The 18,424-nt window shown below is 34.3% G+C and carries 18 protein-coding genes; 10 read left to right on the top strand and 8 right to left on the bottom strand.

Annotation, left to right across the window (positions count from 1 at the left end; all coding sequences use genetic code 11):
- The 9 genes from AB4Y90_RS02755 to AB4Y90_RS02715 form a co-directional block, all read left to right on the top strand.
- Positions 1-215: phosphopantetheine-binding protein (locus AB4Y90_RS02755; protein WP_441555787.1), on the top strand; the 215-nt coding region annotated here is incomplete at its 5' end.
- Between the two features lie 81 nt (positions 216-296).
- Entirely contained in the window at positions 297-1,496 is a 1,200-nt protein-coding gene (locus AB4Y90_RS02750; RefSeq protein ID WP_441555786.1) for a beta-ketoacyl-[acyl-carrier-protein] synthase family protein, read from the top strand.
- Positions 1,493-2,554, top strand: coding sequence for a beta-ketoacyl synthase N-terminal-like domain-containing protein (locus AB4Y90_RS02745; RefSeq protein ID WP_441555785.1), 1,062 nt, complete (start codon positions 1,493-1,495; stop codon positions 2,552-2,554). Before AB4Y90_RS02750 ends, AB4Y90_RS02745 begins: the two co-directional genes overlap by 4 nt.
- 60 nt (positions 2,555-2,614) lie before the next feature.
- The gene (locus tag AB4Y90_RS02740) at positions 2,615-3,343 is read left to right on the top strand and encodes a polysaccharide deacetylase family protein (RefSeq protein ID WP_441555784.1); all 729 of its coding nucleotides are present in this window, start codon (positions 2,615-2,617) and stop codon (positions 3,341-3,343) included.
- Positions 3,344-3,544: 201 nt separating this feature from the next.
- Positions 3,545-4,171: a LolA family protein gene (locus AB4Y90_RS02735; protein ID WP_441555783.1), complete on the top strand. Its 627-nt coding sequence runs from the start codon at positions 3,545-3,547 to the stop codon at positions 4,169-4,171.
- A gap of 130 nt (positions 4,172-4,301) precedes the next feature.
- The gene (locus tag AB4Y90_RS02730; protein ID WP_441555781.1) at positions 4,302-4,772 is read left to right on the top strand and encodes a hypothetical protein; all 471 of its coding nucleotides are present in this window, start codon (positions 4,302-4,304) and stop codon (positions 4,770-4,772) included.
- A 3-nt stretch (positions 4,773-4,775) separates the two neighbouring features.
- Positions 4,776-5,156 carry a 3-hydroxyacyl-ACP dehydratase gene (locus AB4Y90_RS02725; protein ID WP_441555780.1) on the top strand — a complete coding sequence of 127 codons (381 nt, stop codon included), beginning with the start codon at positions 4,776-4,778 and terminating at the stop codon, positions 5,154-5,156.
- The gene (locus tag AB4Y90_RS02720; RefSeq protein WP_441555779.1) at positions 5,153-5,629 is read left to right on the top strand and encodes a hypothetical protein; all 477 of its coding nucleotides are present in this window, start codon (positions 5,153-5,155) and stop codon (positions 5,627-5,629) included. The genes AB4Y90_RS02725 and AB4Y90_RS02720 overlap by 4 nt, the downstream gene beginning before the upstream one ends.
- A 4-nt stretch (positions 5,630-5,633) precedes the next feature.
- Positions 5,634-6,803: a DUF2062 domain-containing protein gene (locus AB4Y90_RS02715; protein ID WP_441555777.1), complete on the top strand. Its 1,170-nt coding sequence runs from the start codon at positions 5,634-5,636 to the stop codon at positions 6,801-6,803.
- Between the two features lie 216 nt (positions 6,804-7,019).
- On the opposite strand, the gene AB4Y90_RS02710 is transcribed toward AB4Y90_RS02715, so the two are convergent.
- From AB4Y90_RS02710 to AB4Y90_RS02680, 7 genes are all read right to left on the bottom strand, one after another.
- Positions 7,020-8,687 (bottom strand): C45 family autoproteolytic acyltransferase/hydolase, encoded by a 1,668-nt coding sequence (locus AB4Y90_RS02710; protein WP_441555791.1) that lies wholly within the window; start codon positions 8,685-8,687, stop codon positions 7,020-7,022.
- Positions 8,688-8,772: 85 nt separating this feature from the next.
- The gene (locus AB4Y90_RS02705) at positions 8,773-10,311 is read right to left on the bottom strand and encodes a phytoene desaturase family protein (RefSeq protein WP_441555789.1); all 1,539 of its coding nucleotides are present in this window, start codon (positions 10,309-10,311) and stop codon (positions 8,773-8,775) included.
- 339 nt (positions 10,312-10,650) lie between these two features.
- Positions 10,651-11,535 carry an LpxL/LpxP family acyltransferase gene (locus AB4Y90_RS02700; protein ID WP_441555776.1) on the bottom strand — a complete coding sequence of 295 codons (885 nt, stop codon included), beginning with the start codon at positions 11,533-11,535 and terminating at the stop codon, positions 10,651-10,653.
- Between the two features lie 109 nt (positions 11,536-11,644).
- Positions 11,645-11,899: an acyl carrier protein gene (locus tag AB4Y90_RS02695; protein ID WP_230650702.1), complete on the bottom strand. Its 255-nt coding sequence runs from the start codon at positions 11,897-11,899 to the stop codon at positions 11,645-11,647.
- 5 nt (positions 11,900-11,904) lie between these two features.
- A complete protein-coding gene (locus AB4Y90_RS02690) occupies positions 11,905-13,125 on the bottom strand; it encodes a beta-ketoacyl-[acyl-carrier-protein] synthase family protein (protein WP_441555775.1) in 1,221 nt (406 codons plus the stop codon).
- Positions 13,126-13,220: 95 nt separating this feature from the next.
- Positions 13,221-13,952: a 3-oxoacyl-ACP reductase FabG gene (fabG, locus tag AB4Y90_RS02685; RefSeq protein WP_441555773.1), complete on the bottom strand. Its 732-nt coding sequence runs from the start codon at positions 13,950-13,952 to the stop codon at positions 13,221-13,223.
- An 86-nt stretch (positions 13,953-14,038) separates the two neighbouring features.
- Positions 14,039-15,556, bottom strand: coding sequence for an HAL/PAL/TAL family ammonia-lyase (locus AB4Y90_RS02680; protein ID WP_441555771.1), 1,518 nt, complete (start codon positions 15,554-15,556; stop codon positions 14,039-14,041).
- 84 nt (positions 15,557-15,640) lie between these two features.
- On the opposite strand from AB4Y90_RS02680, the gene AB4Y90_RS02675 reads away from it, so the two are divergent.
- Positions 15,641-16,885: an NAD(P)/FAD-dependent oxidoreductase gene (locus tag AB4Y90_RS02675; protein WP_441555769.1), complete on the top strand. Its 1,245-nt coding sequence runs from the start codon at positions 15,641-15,643 to the stop codon at positions 16,883-16,885.
- 56 nt (positions 16,886-16,941) lie between these two features.
- Here the strand turns inward: AB4Y90_RS02675 and AB4Y90_RS02670 are convergent, their stop codons facing one another.
- On the bottom strand, positions 16,942-18,234 hold the full coding sequence (locus AB4Y90_RS02670) for a phenylacetate--CoA ligase family protein (RefSeq protein ID WP_441555788.1): 1,293 nt from the start codon (positions 18,232-18,234) through the stop codon (positions 16,942-16,944).
- Positions 18,235-18,424: the final 190 nt, after the last annotated feature.

The following is an 18,424-nucleotide window of genomic DNA, read 5'->3' as shown; positions in this document are numbered from 1 at the left end:
TTCTTAATCTCGAAGACGTTGCAGTAGAAGAAATCAAAGATACAGACCCACTTTTCGGAGGCGGTCTTGGTTTGGATTCTATCGACGCTCTTGAACTTATCGTTCTTTTGGATAAAGAATACGGAATCAAATTGGCCGATCCAAAAAAAGGAAAAGAAATCTTCTCGTCTATCGATACGATGGCAAAATTCATTGAAGAAAACAGAACAAAATAATTCAATCTAACAATGTATCAATCTAGCAATGTACCAATATTGTTACGCTGCTAAATTGATACATTGGTACATTATTAAAAGATGAGTCAAAAAATTGCCATTACAGGAATGGGCATCATTTCCTCCATCGGAAACAACGTAGAGGAAAATTTGAGTTCGTTAAAATCCGGAAAACACGGTATTTCAGATATCAAATTGTTTGAAACCCGTCATTCCGGAACCATTAAAACCAGCGAAATCAAATTGTCTAATGAAGAACTGGCGCAAAAACTTCAGCTTAATGAAGATCATAATGCGACAAGAACTTCTTTATTAGGAATGGTTGCTGCAAAAGAAGCTGTAGAAAATGCCGGAATTTCGGATATTAATCAATATAAAACCGGACTGATTTCCTCAACCAGCGTTGGTGGAATGGATATTACCGAAAAATATTTCTACACCTACGAAGATTTCCCTGAAAAGCAAAAATACATTGACTCACACGACGCCGGAAATTCATCCTTACTGATTGCTGATTACCTTGGCTTAAAAGGTATGGTTTCGACCATAAGTACGGCTTGTTCGTCTGCCGCTAATGCAATTATGATGGGCGCAAAGCTGATTAAAAACGGAGTTTTAGACCGTGTAATTGTTGGCGGAACAGATTCACTTTCAAAATTTACTCTGAATGGATTTAATACGTTGATGATTCTTACCGATTCTTACAACACGCCTTTCGACAACGATAGAAAAGGATTAAATCTGGGTGAAGCTGCCGCTTTTATCGTTTTGGAGTCTGATGAAGTTGTGAAAAAAGAAAATAAAAAAATAATCGGTTATCTTTCAGGATATGGAAATGCGAATGATGCGCATCACCAAACCGCTTCTTCGGAAAACGGACAAGGTGCATTTTTGGCAATGGAGAAAGCATTGAAAGTTTCAGGTTTAGATAAAGAAAACATCGACTACATCAACGTCCACGGAACAGCAACTCCGAATAATGATTTGTCGGAAGGAATTGCGATGATAAGAATTTTTGGTGAAAACAAAGTTCCGGAATTCAGTTCTACCAAAGCGTTTACGGGTCATACTTTGGCTGCAGCCGCAGGAATTGAAGCGGTTTATTCATTATTGGCAATTCAAAATAATATCATTTTCCCCAATCTGAATTTTAAAACAAAAATGGAAGAATTTGATTTAACGCCTGTTACCGAGTTAAAAGAGAAAAATATCAATCACGTTCTTTCCAATTCGTTTGGTTTTGGAGGAAATTGTTCAACCTTAATTTTTTCAAAATCGTGAGTGCCGTTTATATCAACAGTGCAGCCTGCATCTCGGTTCAGGACACTTTAAACGAGAATTTTTTCCAAAATTTAAAACCGGAAAATTCAGTTCAGACTTTAAAAGCAATTGAACCCAATTACAAAGAATACATTCCGCCTGCAATGAGCAGAAGAATGTCTAAAACTGTAAAAATGAGTTCCGTAGCATCACAATACGCTTTGAAAGAAGCCGGAATCGCAAATCCTGATGCAATCATCGTAGGAACCGGAATGGGCTGTTCTCAGGATTCTGAAAAGTTTTTGAAAAATGTGATTGATAATAATGAAGAGTTCCTCACTCCGACCTATTTTATTCAGTCGACTCACAACACCGTTGCTGGACAGATCGCTTTAGGTTTGCAATGTCACGCTTATAATTTCACGTATGTGAACACTTCTTCGTCTCTGGAATTTTCGTTTTTAGATGCGAAATTGCAGATCAATGACGGTGAAGCAGAAAATATATTAGTCGGTTCAACAGACGAACAAACCGAAAGAACAATGGAATTGTACAAACTTAACAATACCATTAAAAAAGAAGAAAATTTTCCCGTTGATTATATAAATTCAAAAACCGACGGTGTTATTTGGGGTGAAGGCGCCAGTTTTTTTGTCTTAGGAAAAGATAAAACAGAAAATTCTTACGCACAACTCAAAGATATTCAATTAAGTAATAAATTAGATTTAGAAGAAACTCAACAATTTATTAAAGATTTTTTGTCTAAAAATAATCTGAAAAATGATGAAATTGATGCTGTCATTTTAGGTTTCAGCGCAGATGAAAAATCTGATGTTTATTATCAAAAAGCAATGGATTTATTTCAAAATTCGGCGCTGTTATATTACAAACATTTGAGTGGAGAATTCAATACAGCAAGCGGTTTTTCAACATTTATGGCTTGTCATATTCTGAAAAATCAGGAAATTCCGGAAGTGATGATGATTAATGATTTAAAGAAAAAAGAAATTAAAAACGTTCTTTTATATAATCATTTGGGCGGAAATGACCATAGTTTGGTTTTGCTGGAAAAGGCTTAAAGTTAAAAAGTTAAACCTTCAAGGTTTTTAAAACCTTGAAGGTTTAGAAAAATCATAAAGATGAAACATTACCCTTTTATCCTATTTTATCTTTTCTGCAACGTGTTTATTTATGCGTTTCAAGGAAGTTTTTGGGTGTATTTGTTTTGTTTTTTACTTTTTTCTGCGGTTATCATTTGGGGATCTTTTGATATCACATTAGGATATTTTGTCAATAATTTTACGCACAAACGAACAAAAATCAAAGAAGTCGCTTTGACTTTTGATGACGGTCCTACAGAATTTACTCCGAAATTTTTAGATCTATTAAAAGAAAATAACGTAAAAGCTACTTTTTTCTGCATCGGAAAACAGATCGAAAAACACCCCGAAACTTTTCAAAGAATTATTTCGGAAGGTCATACGATTGGAAATCATACGTTTTCACATTCCAATAATACCGGTTTTTTATCTACTCAAAAAATGGTTGAAGAAATCGAAAAATGTGATGAAGTGATATTGAAAGTCGGAAATATTAAAACAGATTTGTACAGACCACCTTTCGGAGTTACGAATCCGAATATCGCAAAAGCCATTAAGAAAACCCATAAAAAAAGCATCGGCTGGAATGTGCGTTCTTTAGATACAATCACAGAAAATGAAAAGAAAATCTACAAAAGAGTCACGAAAAACCTAAAAAAAGGAAGCGTTATTCTTCTTCACGATACTTCGGAAAAAACGTATAATGTTTTGGTAGATTTATTGCTATTTTTGAAAGATAAAAAGTATTCAACTTTTACGGTTGATTAATAATTTTTTACCCGCAAAAGTCACAAAAGTTTTTGAACACATTAGTTACCTGCAGTTATAGATTCGCTGTATTATAAGAACACATTAGTTTTTTGAAAATCTTTGATTTTCATCTTTTGCGAACTTTTGTTTTTTCAAATATTAAAACGAAAGTATCATAATCTTTTGTGCCTTTTGTGGTTAAACTTAAACAATAAAATAATGATTAAAAATATAATTGTAGTAACATTTTTATTAGTTTCAAGCTTCATTTTTGCTCAGAATACAGCAATGAGCGCAGCTGAAGCAAAAGCATTCGTAACCAAAGTTTCATCGGAAACCAAGGAAATAAAAACCTTACAAGCCGATTTTATTCAAACCAAAAAAATGGATTTTTTGGATAAAAACATTATTACTTCCGGCAGAATGTCTTTAAAATCACCGAATACGTTGAGCTGGAAATACACAAAACCATATCAATACAGCATTATTTTTAAGGAAAATAAAATCTTCATCAATGATCAGGGAAAAAAATCTTCGGTTGATGCTAAAAGCAAAACTTTTGAAAAAATCAATAAACTGATTGTGGGAAGTTCAAACGGAAAAATGTTCAGCGACCCGGAATTTGCGGTTGCCTATTTTAAAAACGGAACTTCAAACATCGCAAAGTTTACTCCGAAATCTGCTCAATTACTGAAATATATCAAACAAATTGAACTTCATTTTCCTAAAAACCAAACGACGGTTTCGCAGGTAAATATGACCGAAGCTTCGGGAGATACAACGAATATTGTTTTCAAAAATACAAAGATCAATGCGCCGATTCCTGCATCAGAGTTTTCTTTATAGCCTGATTTTTTTGCTGTTTGTTTCTTGCAAAACTTATCAACTTATAGACGTAAAACCGATTTCAAATTCTGAAAAAACAGTTGAAAATTTATATTTTTCTTCCACAGAAGATTATGTGTATAAATGCCAAATGGATATTTATAAAAATCACGTCAGCGGAATTTTAATTATCAAAAAAATCAACGAACAATTTCACAGAGTTGTGCTAACTTCCGATTTTGGAAATAAACTGATTGATTTTGAAGTTTCGGAAAATGATTTTAAACTGAATTATGTTCTTCCGGATTTGGATAAAAAAATCGTCATTAACTTTTTAAAGAATGATTTTCAGGAACTTTTAAGACAAAAATATCCTGTGAATGAAAGTTTTGAAAATGAAAATTCTAAAATTTATCTTTCAAAAATTGATAAAAAAAACTATTATTTGTTTTTCAACAAAGAAAATAATCTGCTCAAACAAATCATTTATACCAAGAACAATAAGGAGAAAATCGATTTTAGTTTTGATGCAAAAAAACATATCTTCGCAAATAGTTTGAATCTTCAACATAAAGATTTCAAAATCAATATAAAACTATTTCAAATCACTGAAACTGAATAAATAATGCAGACCATTCTTACAGATTTTTACACTTTAGAATCATCTGAAAAAGCAGAAAACGGGAGTTTTATTGCAAATATTTCCCTGAATAAAAATCACGATATTTTCAAAGGGCATTTCCCAGGAAATCCTGTTACACCGGGAGTTTGTATGATGCAGATTGTAAAAGAACTGACTGAGGAATTTACAGGCAAAAAACTGTTTCTAAAATCGGCTTCCAATGTGAAGTTTATGGCAATTATCAATCCTTTTGAAACACCTGATTTAACGCTTCAACTGGATATTAACGAAGGCGAAGAGGAAATCAAAGTAAAAAACACCACTTCTTTTGGCGAGACTATTGCATTAAAAATGTCGGTAAATTATAAAAAACAGACATTATGAAACTGATTTTCTCGTTTTTGACCGCTTTTTTTCTGTTCTTTCAATCAGACCTTGATGCTTTGAGAAACAGTTATGAAAAGGCAAATTCGTCAACTGCAAATACACAAAGTTTCATTGATATCGCTGAAAAGCAAACAGGTTCTGATGCCGTAACCAACGGCTACAAAGCTGCTGCGAAAATTATGGAAGCGAAAATCGTAGCCAAAAACAGAAAAGCGCTCGTAAAATCCGGTGCGACAAGTCTTGAAAGCATTATTAAAAGCAATCCGAATAATGCAGAATTGAGAGTGATAAGAATGAGTATTCAGGAAAATATCCCTAAAATTGTAGGTTATCGCGGAAGTCTGAAGGAAGACAAAACCTTTCTTTTAAATAATTACAGCAAACAAAATGCTGCATTGAAAAGCTACATCAAAAAATTTGCAGCGCAATCTAAGACAATGACAGCCGCAGAAAAAGCAATGTTAAAATAAAACAATGACCCTTCCTGAAGTACAAAATGCAATTTCTGAAAAGAAAATCTGCGTTTTAATTCCTACTTACAATAACGAAAAAACTCTTAAAAGAGTGATTAACGGCGTTTTACATTACACCGAAAATATTATCGTTATCAATGACGGCTCTACCGATTCTACTTTACAGATTTTAGAAAAATATTCGGTTACGGTTATTAATTTACCCAAAAACAAGGGAAAAGGAAATGCGCTTAAGTTAGGTTTCAGAAAAGCAAAAGATTCAGGCTATGATTACGCCATAAGCATCGATTCAGACGGGCAACATTATCCCGACGACATTCCCGTTTTTGTAGAAAATCTGTTGAAAGAAAACGAAGATGTCTTACTGATTGGGAACCGAAATATGTCGCAAGACGGCATTCCGAAAAAAAGCAGTTTCGGGAACCGTTTTTCTAACTTCTGGTTTTGGTTTGAGACCGGAATCAGGCTTGAGGACACGCAATCCGGTTATCGTCTTTATCCTTTATATAAAATTCCGAAAAAATATTTTACGCCAAAATTCGAGTTTGAAATTGAAATTATTGTAAGAACAGCTTGGAGACACGTTCCGGTAAAAAATGTTCCGATAAAAGTTTTGTACGACCCTGCAGAAAGGGTTTCGCATTTCAGACCGTTCAAAGATTTTACGAGAATCAGCATTTTGAATACGATTTTGGTAACGATCACTTTATTTTACATTATTCCGAGAAATTTTGTAAATAATTTCAAAAAAAAAAGCTTTAAAAAGTTCATCAAAGAAGATGTTCTGGAAAGCGACGGAACCAACCGTACAAAAGCTTTTTCTATTGCACTTGGCGTGTTCATCGGACTTTCTCCGTTTTGGGGATTTCAGACTTTGCTGGTGATTTCTCTGGCTGTACTCTTCAAACTGAATAAAGTTTTGGCATTTGTAGCTTCCAATGTCAGTTTGCCGCCGTTTATTCCGTTCATTATTGCGGCTTCATTATTTTTGGGAGCGCCTTTCGTTTCAGGAAATTCTAATATTTTGAGTCAGGATCTGAATTTTGATCTGGTTAAAAATAATTTGTTGCAATATATTATCGGAAGCCTTATTTTGGCGACAACACTATCCGCAGTTTCGGGAATTGCTGCTTTTTTGTTTTTGAATAAGGTAAATCCTGAGAATAATTGAATTTTTAAACCATTAAGATTTGATTAAGTATTTAAGAATATTAAGTTTTGCTTCGCAATTAGCTTAAAAATTAAAATAATTTTCCTTACTCAACTTAACTTCTTAAATAATCTTAATGATTTAATTGTCATTCTGACGAAGGAAGAATCTCACTTAACATTTTATAGATTTCTCACTACACTTCGTTTCATTCAGAATGACAGATAAGATGTTTAATCACTTCAATTTCCTCAAAGTTTTCTTCAAATACTTTTCAACATTTTCTTTATCGGGAATGGTTGTAATTTCCTTCGTCAAAGCTTTTTCAAATTCAATCTTCGCCTTTGAATATTCTTTTTGCTTAAAATAATATTTCCCGGATTGATAATAAACAAGCCAAAAATCAGGATTCAAAGATTGATAATACGGAATAGAATCTTCAGTCAATAAGATGTTATCTTTTTCAATAGCATCATTAATTTCAGAACTTATTATTTTTGAAATCTCATAATTTTCAAATTCCTGAGAATCTACAAACGGATCTTTAGCAATATTCAATTCCGATTTTGCAAATTCACCGATTTTCAATCTTTTATCAGAGAAAATTTCGTTTAAATCATAACAAACGAATTCGCCCAGCTGATACGGATTTGAAGAAATCCAAACCAGTTTTTTCTGTGGTGAAAAAATAACTGCGTGGTGCGCCAAAAGCTGGTTAATCGCTTTTTCATTTCCATAACCAATTTTTTCACCTTTCAATCCCGATTTATCTCTTAAAATTGCTGCCATTTTTTCAGGATTGAGTTTTTTATTTTCCTGCAAAAGTTCCTGAAGCTTTTCGTAACGGTATTCGGAATGGCTTTCTACAATATGTTTTTGGTTTCTTTTATCGTTTTGATAATCTTCTGACTGAAAATGATTGGTACAAAAAATCTTGCTTGAATTAGGAACACCATAAACACCGAAATTTTTAGGTGAAACTTCAATAATGACCGCTTTTTTATCATTTGCACTTCCTACCAAAATAGATTCTGAAACGAAAACTTTTCGCTTTTTGGCAATCTCAATCGCCTCGTCAATATTTTTAGCGTATTGCAGAATTTCCCTTGTCACCAAAGAAATCGGCGTCTTTGCCGTCAACGGAATTTTAGATTTTCCGGCATTGATGGTCACCGTAATTCCTTCCTTATTCATCCCGGAAACTACACCAATCATTCCGGGCCAGCTTACCGACAGATACGGAATTCCGTTTTCGGGTTCTACAAATTCTACCAATTTATTTTTAGCAAATTCATCGCCGACATAAAAATCGAAATTTCTCCCGATCAGCAAATCGCCATCTTCTGTATTTTCATTCCAAATTGCAAGCGAAGTACAGCCAACAACCATCAAATCCTGCATTGCGTGACCAATATCGTGCGCTCCGTGCAAATACATTGCTCTTCTGAATTTTGGCGCTATAAAATCATATTTATCTGATGAATATTGAGATAATCCGTACAATTCAGCCTGAAAATCTTCACGAACATTCAGATACATTTTCCGGTTGTACCATTTGAGGAAACCTCTCAACAATTTTTGTTTAAATTTTGACGGTACAAAACCTTCCACCTTTGAAAAGAAAATTTCTTCCTGTTTCTGCATTAAATTTTGCGTTAAAGCTCCATTGTTGCAACCCAATTGCAGAGGATTTCCTTTAATGTAGAGTTCCCAAAGCTGTTGTTTATTTTTGGTTAAATAGTTTTGATTAAAGCTAAAAGTGGAATCGTTAATCGTATTAATTTTAGGAATTTTTAAAGAATATTGACTTACATCCGGAATGTGTTTTATGGATTTTCTGACACCGCAGGAAGTGAGATTGAGAAGAATGATAAGGCTTAGAAAAAATGAAATTAAATGCTGAATTTTGTCCTTTTGGCTAACGAAAGATTTCAACCTAAATGGAGATTCTTCATTACGCTTCGCTTCATTCAGAATGACAAACTGCATATTATTTTTCATTGTTATTCTTTTTAATCATTTGTGTCAAACGTTCATCAATTTTTTCTTTACCTAAAATTTCAGCACAGGTATTGAAAGCCCCAATTGTACAGCCCAAAATTCCGTGCATATTGACAGACTGTCCGGTCAGAAAAAGATTGTCAATTTTTGTACGTGGCGAAACCATTGTTTTTAAAGGGTTTTCAGAACTTTTGATATAACCGTACATATTTCCTTCAAAACTTCCGATATAATCGCGGTAAGATAAAGGTGAAGAGGTATAGATATTTTTAATTGAATTTCTTAAATTCAGGATTTTCTTTTCTAAAGCATTAATTATTTTTTCAGCCTTTTCCTGCTTGAATTTTTCGTACAAAACACCTCTTTCATTTTCATCTGCAACAGTATTGAATGTATTTTTCCATTGCTCTGCTTCACTGAAATCCATATAAGAAATGGCAGTTAAACTTTCTGCAAATTCGGAATGATTTTTAGATTGCGTAGAAGAAAGCATATAAGTTTCCGGCCAAGATTTTTTGCTGTATTGATAAGCATTCCAGACCATTTCTTCTGAAGAATAATGATAAATGTTATAATTGAAATTGGGAATTGTTTGTGGTTTCAAAACCAGATAAACACTGAAACACGATGAGACAGGTTCCCAACTTAAGATTCTGTTTAAGAAAGATTTTTTCAGCCTTTCTTCACCGATTAGTTTAGTTAAAGAACGGATTTCTATATTCGAAATAAACTGTTTTGCAAAATATTCTTTTCCGGATTTTGTTTTTACAGAGCTTAAAGTATTATTTCCATTAAAAAAAATCTCAGAAACTTCTGAATGTTTATGTACGTCTGCGCCATATTCTCTCAGCTTTCGGATCAAAAGTTTTGAGATCTGGCTTCCTCCTTTCACGCATTTGTAAGAACTTTGAATGTAAGAATTCACCGTTAAAGCGTGAACATAAAACGGAATATTTTCAGAATCTCCCGCATACAAAAAATTAGAACCCAGCAAAACCGCCTGCAGCTTTTTGTCTGAAGTGATCGATTCTATAAATCTTTTTGTATTCAAATGAAGAATTTCTTCGTTATAATGGTCATTCCCGATTACATTATATCTCGGAAAGTGATTGCAAACACGCTGAATTTCTTCGCAATAATCTTCTAAATTTTCTCTTTCTTCAGGAAAATATTTAGATAATTGCTCAACAAAATTATCATAACCTTGAGCGTGCGGATATTCAATTTCATCGTCTGCAAAAGTGATTTTATCGTAACCATTTTCATCCATTTTCTGGAGCTCTAAATCATCCATTATTTCAAGATACGAGAAAAACTGATGTAGGTTTTGCCCTTTCGAAAGCCCGCCCAAATAATGAACTCCGGTGTCGAAAATTAATTTATCTCTTGAAAATGTTTGTAAATTTCCGCCGTACTGATTGTTTTTTTCCAAAACGCAGACTTTTAAACCTTCTTTCGCTAGAATAAGAGCCGAAACAAGACCTCCTATTCCGCTGCCGATAATCAATATGTCGTATTGTTTTTTCAAAGAAAATATTAATTCGTTGTAAGTTTTAATTAACGCAAAGATTTTTTTAAAATTATTGAAAATATTTTCGTTTGCAAAAGCGTTTGACTTCGTCGAATCTTCGATTTCATTCAGCAAAGTAAACAATATTTTGCGATTATAAAGTATTAAAGGGCATTTTTTATTTCCCGCAGATAACACAGATTTTCACGGATCTATTTTCTTAAATCTTCAAGCTTTTTCCTTGCCTCTTTTCTATAGAATCACTTGCAGCCCGACTTGAACGGAGCTCTTTTTGTGAAGCGAAGCGGAACAAAAAAGCGGGAGTGGAAGGCGGAAATAGCTGCCCAAAGTAAAAAATCAATCGATATCGTCCCAAAAATCGAAATAATTGAACCATTGAAGCGGATATTTCTGAATCATTAATTCAAGATTTTGAGTGTAAGAGTTTAAAAGTCCCTGCGAATCTCTTTTTTTTACGTTCTGAGCGACTCTTGCGTATAAATGGTAATGAAGATTTTTTTCTTTCATCACATAAACATAAACCACCGGAACGCCCAATCTTGAAGCAATCATAAAAGGACCAGCCGGAAATTTTGCGCTTTTTCCGAGCAAATCGGCTTCGAGAAATTTGGAGCCTTCAAAATAACGGTCGCCTGTAAAGCAGATCAACTCGTTTTTTGAAAGGGCTTCGTTGATATCGAAAATATGCGACATATCTTCTTTTACATAAATGAATTTCATGTTTGTCGCTTTTACAGAGACACTTTCGAGATATTCTTTAATGATCGTAACTTCCTGATCTGTTGTGACTAAATTGATCTGACAATCGAAATCGATATCGGCAAAAAAATGTTCTGCAATTTCGAAATTCCCGATGTGTGCACTGATGAGAACACCGCCTTTTTTTTCGGCTAAAAGGTTGCGAAGGTTTTCTATCCCGTCAAATTCGTAGGTGTATTTTTCTCTTAATCCGGCAGAAATAGCGGTTTTATCGATCAGAATTGTTCCGAAAGTGAAATAGCTTTTAAATAACGAGATTTTTGTTTTCCAAAAGCCATAATTTAATCTTTTTTGGAAGTAATATCTGTAGTATTTATTGCTCTTTTTTTCGAATAAAAAATAATAAAAAGCGACAAAATAAAGGACAAAATATGAACTTCGGACTCCCGTATTTCTAATGCACCAAACGAAGATTCTATATCCTAAGATGGTACCTTTAGATTTGCCTTTCCACTTGTTCATACTATTAATTTAACAATGTATCAGTCTAACAGCGTAACAATATTTAAAACTTTGGGAAACTGTTAAATGTTATATCGTTACATTTTTTGAGTAAATTTTTAATCGATAATTATGCGTTTTTCTGAGTGATTTTGTTCTCTATTGTCGAATAGAAATCATCAAAAGTAATGATATCTTTAAAGTCTGCCTCACCTAATTTCACCCCAAAATTTGATTCGATTACCACAACCAAATCTATATAATCTAAACTGTCTAAACCCAAAGTTTTCTTAAAATGGGCATCATTACTGATTTCGTCACCATCTACCTCAAACTCATTGATTAAAAAATCATTAGCAATGGCAACAATTTTTTCTCTTTCCATGTTTTTTATTCAAATTTTTTAACGATTAATGCGGAATTGGTTCCCCCAAATCCGAAAGAATTCGACAAAAATACGTCAATTTTTTGATTTTTTGTCTCAGCGATAAGATTTATCTTTTGAGCCTCTTCATCAGGATTTTCTAAATTAATATTCGGTGCGACAAAATCGTTCTGCATCATCAGAATCGAGTAAATCACTTCACTTGCTCCTGCCATCCAACATTCGTGACCAGTCATTGATTTTGTAGAACTTACCGGAACTTCACTTCCGAAAATTTCGTGAATTGCTTTTGCTTCATTCGCATCACCAATTGGTGTTGAAGTCGCATGAGCATTAATATAATCAATATCTTTTACGTCTAAACCTGACTGTTTTAAAGCACGGTTCATTGCTAAAGCCGGGCCGTCAACATTTGGCGTGGAAATATGTCCGCCATTTGAAGAAAAGCCGTAACCTACGATTTCTGCAATGATATTTGCACCTCTTTTCTGAGCTGATTCTAAACTTTCAACAATTAAAGTTGCCGCACCACCACTCGGAATTAAGCCGTCTCTTTCAGCATCAAAAGGTCTTGAAGCTTTTGTAGGCTCATTTTCACGAACTGAAAAAACACCTAATCCATCAAAACTCGCCATCGAATATTTATTGGTTTCCTGAGCACCACCACAAACAATCATCTCCTGAAAACCGTTTTTGATCATCATATAAGCCAATCCCAAAGAGTGGGAACCGCTTGCGCAAGCTGCACTGATGGTAAGATTGATTCCTCTTAATTTAAAAATAGTGGAAAGGTTCATCGTTACCGTAGAATTCATCGACTTAAAAATCGCACCGGAACCCATCAAAGTGGTATCTTTTTTTTCTCTTGCAATATCAATAGATTCTACGACTGCTTTTGAAATGCTGTCGTTTCCGTATAAAATTCCGACTTCGTTTTGGTCTAAAAAGTCTTGGTCAATATTTGCCTGCTTTAAAGCATCAAGCGTTGCGATATAAGCATATTCGCTTTCTTCGCCCATGCTTACGCGTTGACGTCTGTTGAGAAGATTTTTCAGATCCGGTTTGGGAACAACTCCTGTAAGACCTGATCTGAAACCAAATTCTTTTCTTTCATCGACTAAAACAATTCCCGATTTTCCTTGATACAGGGATTCTTTCACTTCTTCCAAAGAAGTGCCGATGCAAGAATAAATTCCCATTCCGGTAATTACAACCCTATTTTCCATGCTTTTCAAATTTAGCAATGTATCAGTTTACCAGTGTAACAATTTTTCAATTAAATCAATTGTTAAATTACTACATTGTTAGATTGTTACATTATTTAAGAGTAGATTCCGCCGTTAATATTAATCACTTCACCTGTAATATACGATGACTTTTTAGAAGCTAAAAACGCAACTAAATCCGCCACTTCTTCCGCTTCCCCGAATCGGTTGGCAGGAATCATCGCTTTTAGTTCATCTTCATTGAATTCCTGCGTCATGTCTGTTTTGATGAATCCTGGTGCGACTGCATTTACAGTGATATTTCTTTTTGCCACTTCCTGTGCCAAAGCTTTTGTAGCTCCTACCAAAGCACCTTTTGCCGCAGAATAATTGGTTTGTCCTGCTGTTCCCTTCACTCCGGAAACAGAAACCATGTTGATAATTCTGCCATATTTGTTACGCAACAATTTTTGAATAAAGAAATTCGTCACGTTGAAAAAACCATTTAAACTCGTGTTAATCACAGCGTTCCAATCTTCACTTGGCATCCACATGAACAATCCGTCTCTTGTAATCCCGGCATTGTTTACGATAACCTCAACTACGGATTTGGGATTATTTTCCTGCCATTCCGTTAAAACTTTTTGAGTTTCTTCCGCATTTCCTACATCGAATTTCAGAATTTCTCCTGTTGAGCCTAATTCTTCAACCTTAGCTAAAGTTTCCTTTGCTGCAGTTTCGTTTGAAGTATAATTAATTAAAATATGGTAATTTTTCTCTTCAGCCAGTTTTATACAGATTGCTCTTCCGATTCCGCGGGAGCCGCCTGTTATGATTGCACATTTCATATGCGTTCTTATTTTTTGATATTTTTATTAATAGGATTTTATCCTATTCTTTGCTAAATCGTCCCTTCGGGACTTTAAAATATTTACTATTTTTTTAAATATTTTTTTACTTCCTTCAAATAAGGATACATTATCATATCACTTGTAAACGCAGGAATAATTTTTCTGATTTCATCATACAATTCTTTTGTTTTTGATGAAACTTTATCCTGAAAACCAAGATATTCAATCGCCTGGACAATCGTAATTGCTTCAATGGAAAGAACTTCAAAAGCATTTTCAATTACCTTTCGGCAAATTACTGCGGCATTAGTTCCCATGCTTACAATATCCTGATTATCATTATTATTCGGGATACTGTGAACATACATCGGATTTGACAACATCTGGCTTTCCGCCGTTGTAGAAGTTGCTGTAAACTGAACGCCCTGCATCCCAAAATTAAATCCTAATTTACCTAAATTTACAAAAGGCGGCAAAATTTCATTAATTTTTGAGTTTAAAAGATAATTTAATTGTCTTTCAGCCAACATGGTCAGCTTTGTTACAACGATTTTAAGCTTGTCCATTTCCAAAGAAATATAGTCTCCGTGGAAGTTTCCTCCGTGGTAAACATGCTGGTCTTCAACATTGATAATAGGATTGTCGTTTGCCGAATTGATTTCGTTTTCCAATACTTTTTCAGTGTATTCCAACGTATCTAAAACAGGTCCTAAAATCTGCGGAATACATCTCAACGAATAATATTCCTGAACTTTTTCTTTAAAAACCTTTTCCTGTTCTTCGAAATGGGTATATAAATGGTCGGCTCTTTTCCTGATTAATTTACTGTCAGCTAAATGATTACGCATTTTTTCGGCGATTTTCTGCTGACCAGCGTGAAGTTTTGTGCCGTTCAGAACTTCCGAAAAATGATCATCATAAGCCTGCACTATTTCGTTGATTGCACAAGACAATTTAATGGATATTTCCGTTAACTGGCTGGCTTTATAAGCATTCACGATTCCGATTCCGGTCATCACAGAAGTTCCGTTCATCAGACCTAAACCTTCGCGAATTTCAACTTTTATAGGCTCTAAACCTTCAATTTCAAAAACTTCTTTGGTAGACTTTCTTTCTCCTTTATAAAAAACTTCGCCTTCGCCGATTAAAACTAAAGCCAAATGTGCCAACTGAACTAAATCCCCACTTGCACCAACACCGCCATGTTCGAAAATTAACGGCGTAACATTTCTGTTTATTAATTCTTTAAGTAAATTCACAACAGAAATATGCACACCAGAATTCCCTCTTGACAAAGTATTCATTCTTGCCAACATACAAGCTTTTACTTCATCTGCAGGAAGCGGGTTCCCAATACCTGAAGAATGGCTTCTGATCAGATTATATTGAAGCTGGTGTGTATCTTCGTCACTGATTTTAAACTGAGCCATCGGTCCGAAGCCGGTATTCACACCATAAATTACTTTATTTTTTGAAAATTCTTTAAGAAAAGAAAAACCCTCATTCACTCTCTGGAGAAGTGATGAATCTAATTCTATGCTTTCGTTTTCGATAATAATTCTCTGAAAATCTTTCAGTTCTAAAAATTTATTTATTTTCATTAATTAAAGTAATAAGAGATAATTTTGTAAAATATAATTAATTGTCACTAATTTTGCGCAAAGATAAAAAGTTTTATTAAACAAATGGACAAAGAAATTGTTGATGTTCTGGTAATTGGAGCAGGGCCTTCCGGATGCGTGTCTTCTGCTTATTTAAAGAAGAACAATATCAACGTAAAAGTTGTTGAAAAAACAAAATTCCCGAGACTTGTGGTGGGCGAAAGCTTAATTCCGAGAGTTATGGATCACTTTGATGAAGCCGGATTATTTCCTGCATTAGACAAAATGGGCTTCGAAAAAAAATTAGGTGCGCGTTTTATGCGAGGAGATGAAGTGTGTATTTTTGATTTCAGCAATAAATTCGGAGAAGGATGGGACTGGACGTGGCAGGTTCCGAGAGCAGACTTTGACAATACTTTGGCTCAGGAAGTTATCAACAAAGGTGTAGATCTTGAATTTGAAACCGAAGTTATCGGCATTGAATTCAACGGAACAGATTCTATTACAACCGTAAAAAATAAAAATGGAGAAATGAAAGAAATTCACGCAAAATTTGTCATTGATTCCAGCGGTTACGGAAGGGTTTTACCGAGACTTTTAGATTTGGAAAAACCATCAAAACTTTCTCCGCATTCAGCCATTTTTGCTCACGTAGAAGATATCAACAGAGAAGAAGGCGTGGAAGGAACATTGATTTCTTTTGACATTATAGAAACCGAAGTCTGGCTTTGGGTAATTCCTTTTTCAAACGGAAACACAAGCATTGGAATTGTAGGACCGACCGAATATATTAAAAAATTATCTGAAAACGGAGATACTACCGAAGCTTTAAGAAAAGCAATTTCTTTATCAGATTATTATGTAAAACGTTTCGGTGATGTAGAATTTTTATTTGAGCCAAAACATTTGAAAGATTATTCTTGTTCGGTTAAAAAATTATTCGGAGACGGTTTTGCTTTAACGGGAAATGCTTCGGAATTTCTTGATCCTGTATTTTCTTCCGGAATGGCTTTTGCAACCGAAGGCGGAATGACCGCTGCAAAATTAGCAATCAGACAACTGAATGGCGAACAAATAGACTGGCAAAAAGAATTTGCAGATTACATTTTGTACGGAGTAAACGTTTTTACAACCTACGTAAAAGAATGGTATACCGGAAATCTTCAGGAATTATTTTTTCACCAGCCGGAAAACCCTGATGTGAAAAGAAAAATTTGCGCAGTTTTGGCAGGCTATGTGTGGGATAAGAAAAACACTTTTGTAAGAATACACGACACTGCAATTGTAAATCTTGCAAATTTTATAAAAGCAGAAAAACAACAAGCATAAAAAACGGTCTGAGAATCTTCAGACCGTTTTTTGTTTCTAACTTATTTGAATAAAACCTATCTTAAATCGATAAACGTAATCGGCTTTCGGCTATTCGGATTGAAAACGATTTTAGACAAAACATCAAAATCGACCATCTCAATTTTTGGAGTAACCCTCAATTTTGCACGGAAATGATCTCTCACTTCATTCACAAAGTTTTCATCATTATTTTCTGTGCTTAATTTGATAATAATTTCGTCCAAACCAATTTCGTTGGAATGAATCACAATCTGATAACAGGAAATCCCGTTAAAATCATTCAAAATATCGTTCATTGCTGGTGGATACAAAGTTGTTCCTTTATATTTAATCATCTGCTGTTTCCTGCCGATAACCGGGCCAAGCCGCATTGTGTTTCTTCCGCATTTACAGGGTTCATAATGAGCTTTAACTAAATCTCCCGTTTTAAATCTCAATAAAGGAATGGCTTCAACGCCTAAAGTCGTTATTGTTAATTCGCCACTTTCTCCATCTTTCACAGGATTTCCTTCATCGTCAAGAATTTCGGTAATGATTAATTCAGGATGTTGATGTCCCCCATTTTGAAATTCGCATTCTGTAAAAGCGGTGCTCATTTCAGTTGAAGCGTAAGTAGAATATAATTGAATATTCCATTTTTCTTTAATCTTCTGCGAAAGAATATTATCGGTAAAATCCTGATTCTTGATGCTTTCACCAATACAAACCGCACCGATTATGCTTGAATTTTTATAATCTAAATTATTTTTTTCAGCATAATCGATCATTTTCAGCAAAAAAGAAGGAACCGTTATCAAATATTTCGGTTGATACCGGAAAATTGAATCCCATTGTAATTCAGGAATTCCGGGACCCATTCTTACCACTCCGGCTCCGATTTTTCTTAAACCTAAAAGATATGCCAAACCTGCAATAAAACGTTTATCAATCGTGGTAATCATCTGAACTACATCGCCTTTAGAAATTCCGGCACATGAAAGAGAAATTGCTTCGTTATAGGCAATTCTTTCCATGTCTTTTTCTGAAAGCCCGAAAGTTACAGGATCGCCTAAAGTTCCGGAAGTTGTGCTGAAATCAACAATTTCGGTCATTGGAACACAAAAGAAATCATCATTATTCTGCTGAATATCATTTTTTGCAGTCGTCGGAATTTTCTGCAGATCTTCCAAAGTCTGAATGTCAGAAATCTGAATATTGTTTTCTTTAAATAGTCTTTTATAAAAAGGTGAATAAGCTTCAAGATATTTTAAAAGCTCTTTCAGTTTTTCTTCCTGAAAAGTTTTTATTTCCTGAATATCTGATTTCTCAATGAAAGGGAAAAGTTCCAATAGTTTAATTTTAGAAGACAAATTTATTTAATTTAAAATTAATTATTTCCCACAGATTACGCAGATTTTCACAGATGATTATGTTTAAAATTAATAAATCCGCACTATCAACAAAATCTGCGAGAGTAAAATAAGTTTTGGCTAAAGCCAATTTCGGTCGTCAAATTTGAAAGTGGGCTAAAGCCCACCT

Origin of the sequence: Chryseobacterium sp. 2TAF14 (genome assembly GCF_052115105.1) — a bacterium.
Lineage (GTDB): Bacteria > Bacteroidota > Bacteroidia > Flavobacteriales > Weeksellaceae > Chryseobacterium.
Note: the sequence above shows the minus strand (reverse complement) of the source record. Positions and strands in the feature narration are given on the sequence as shown.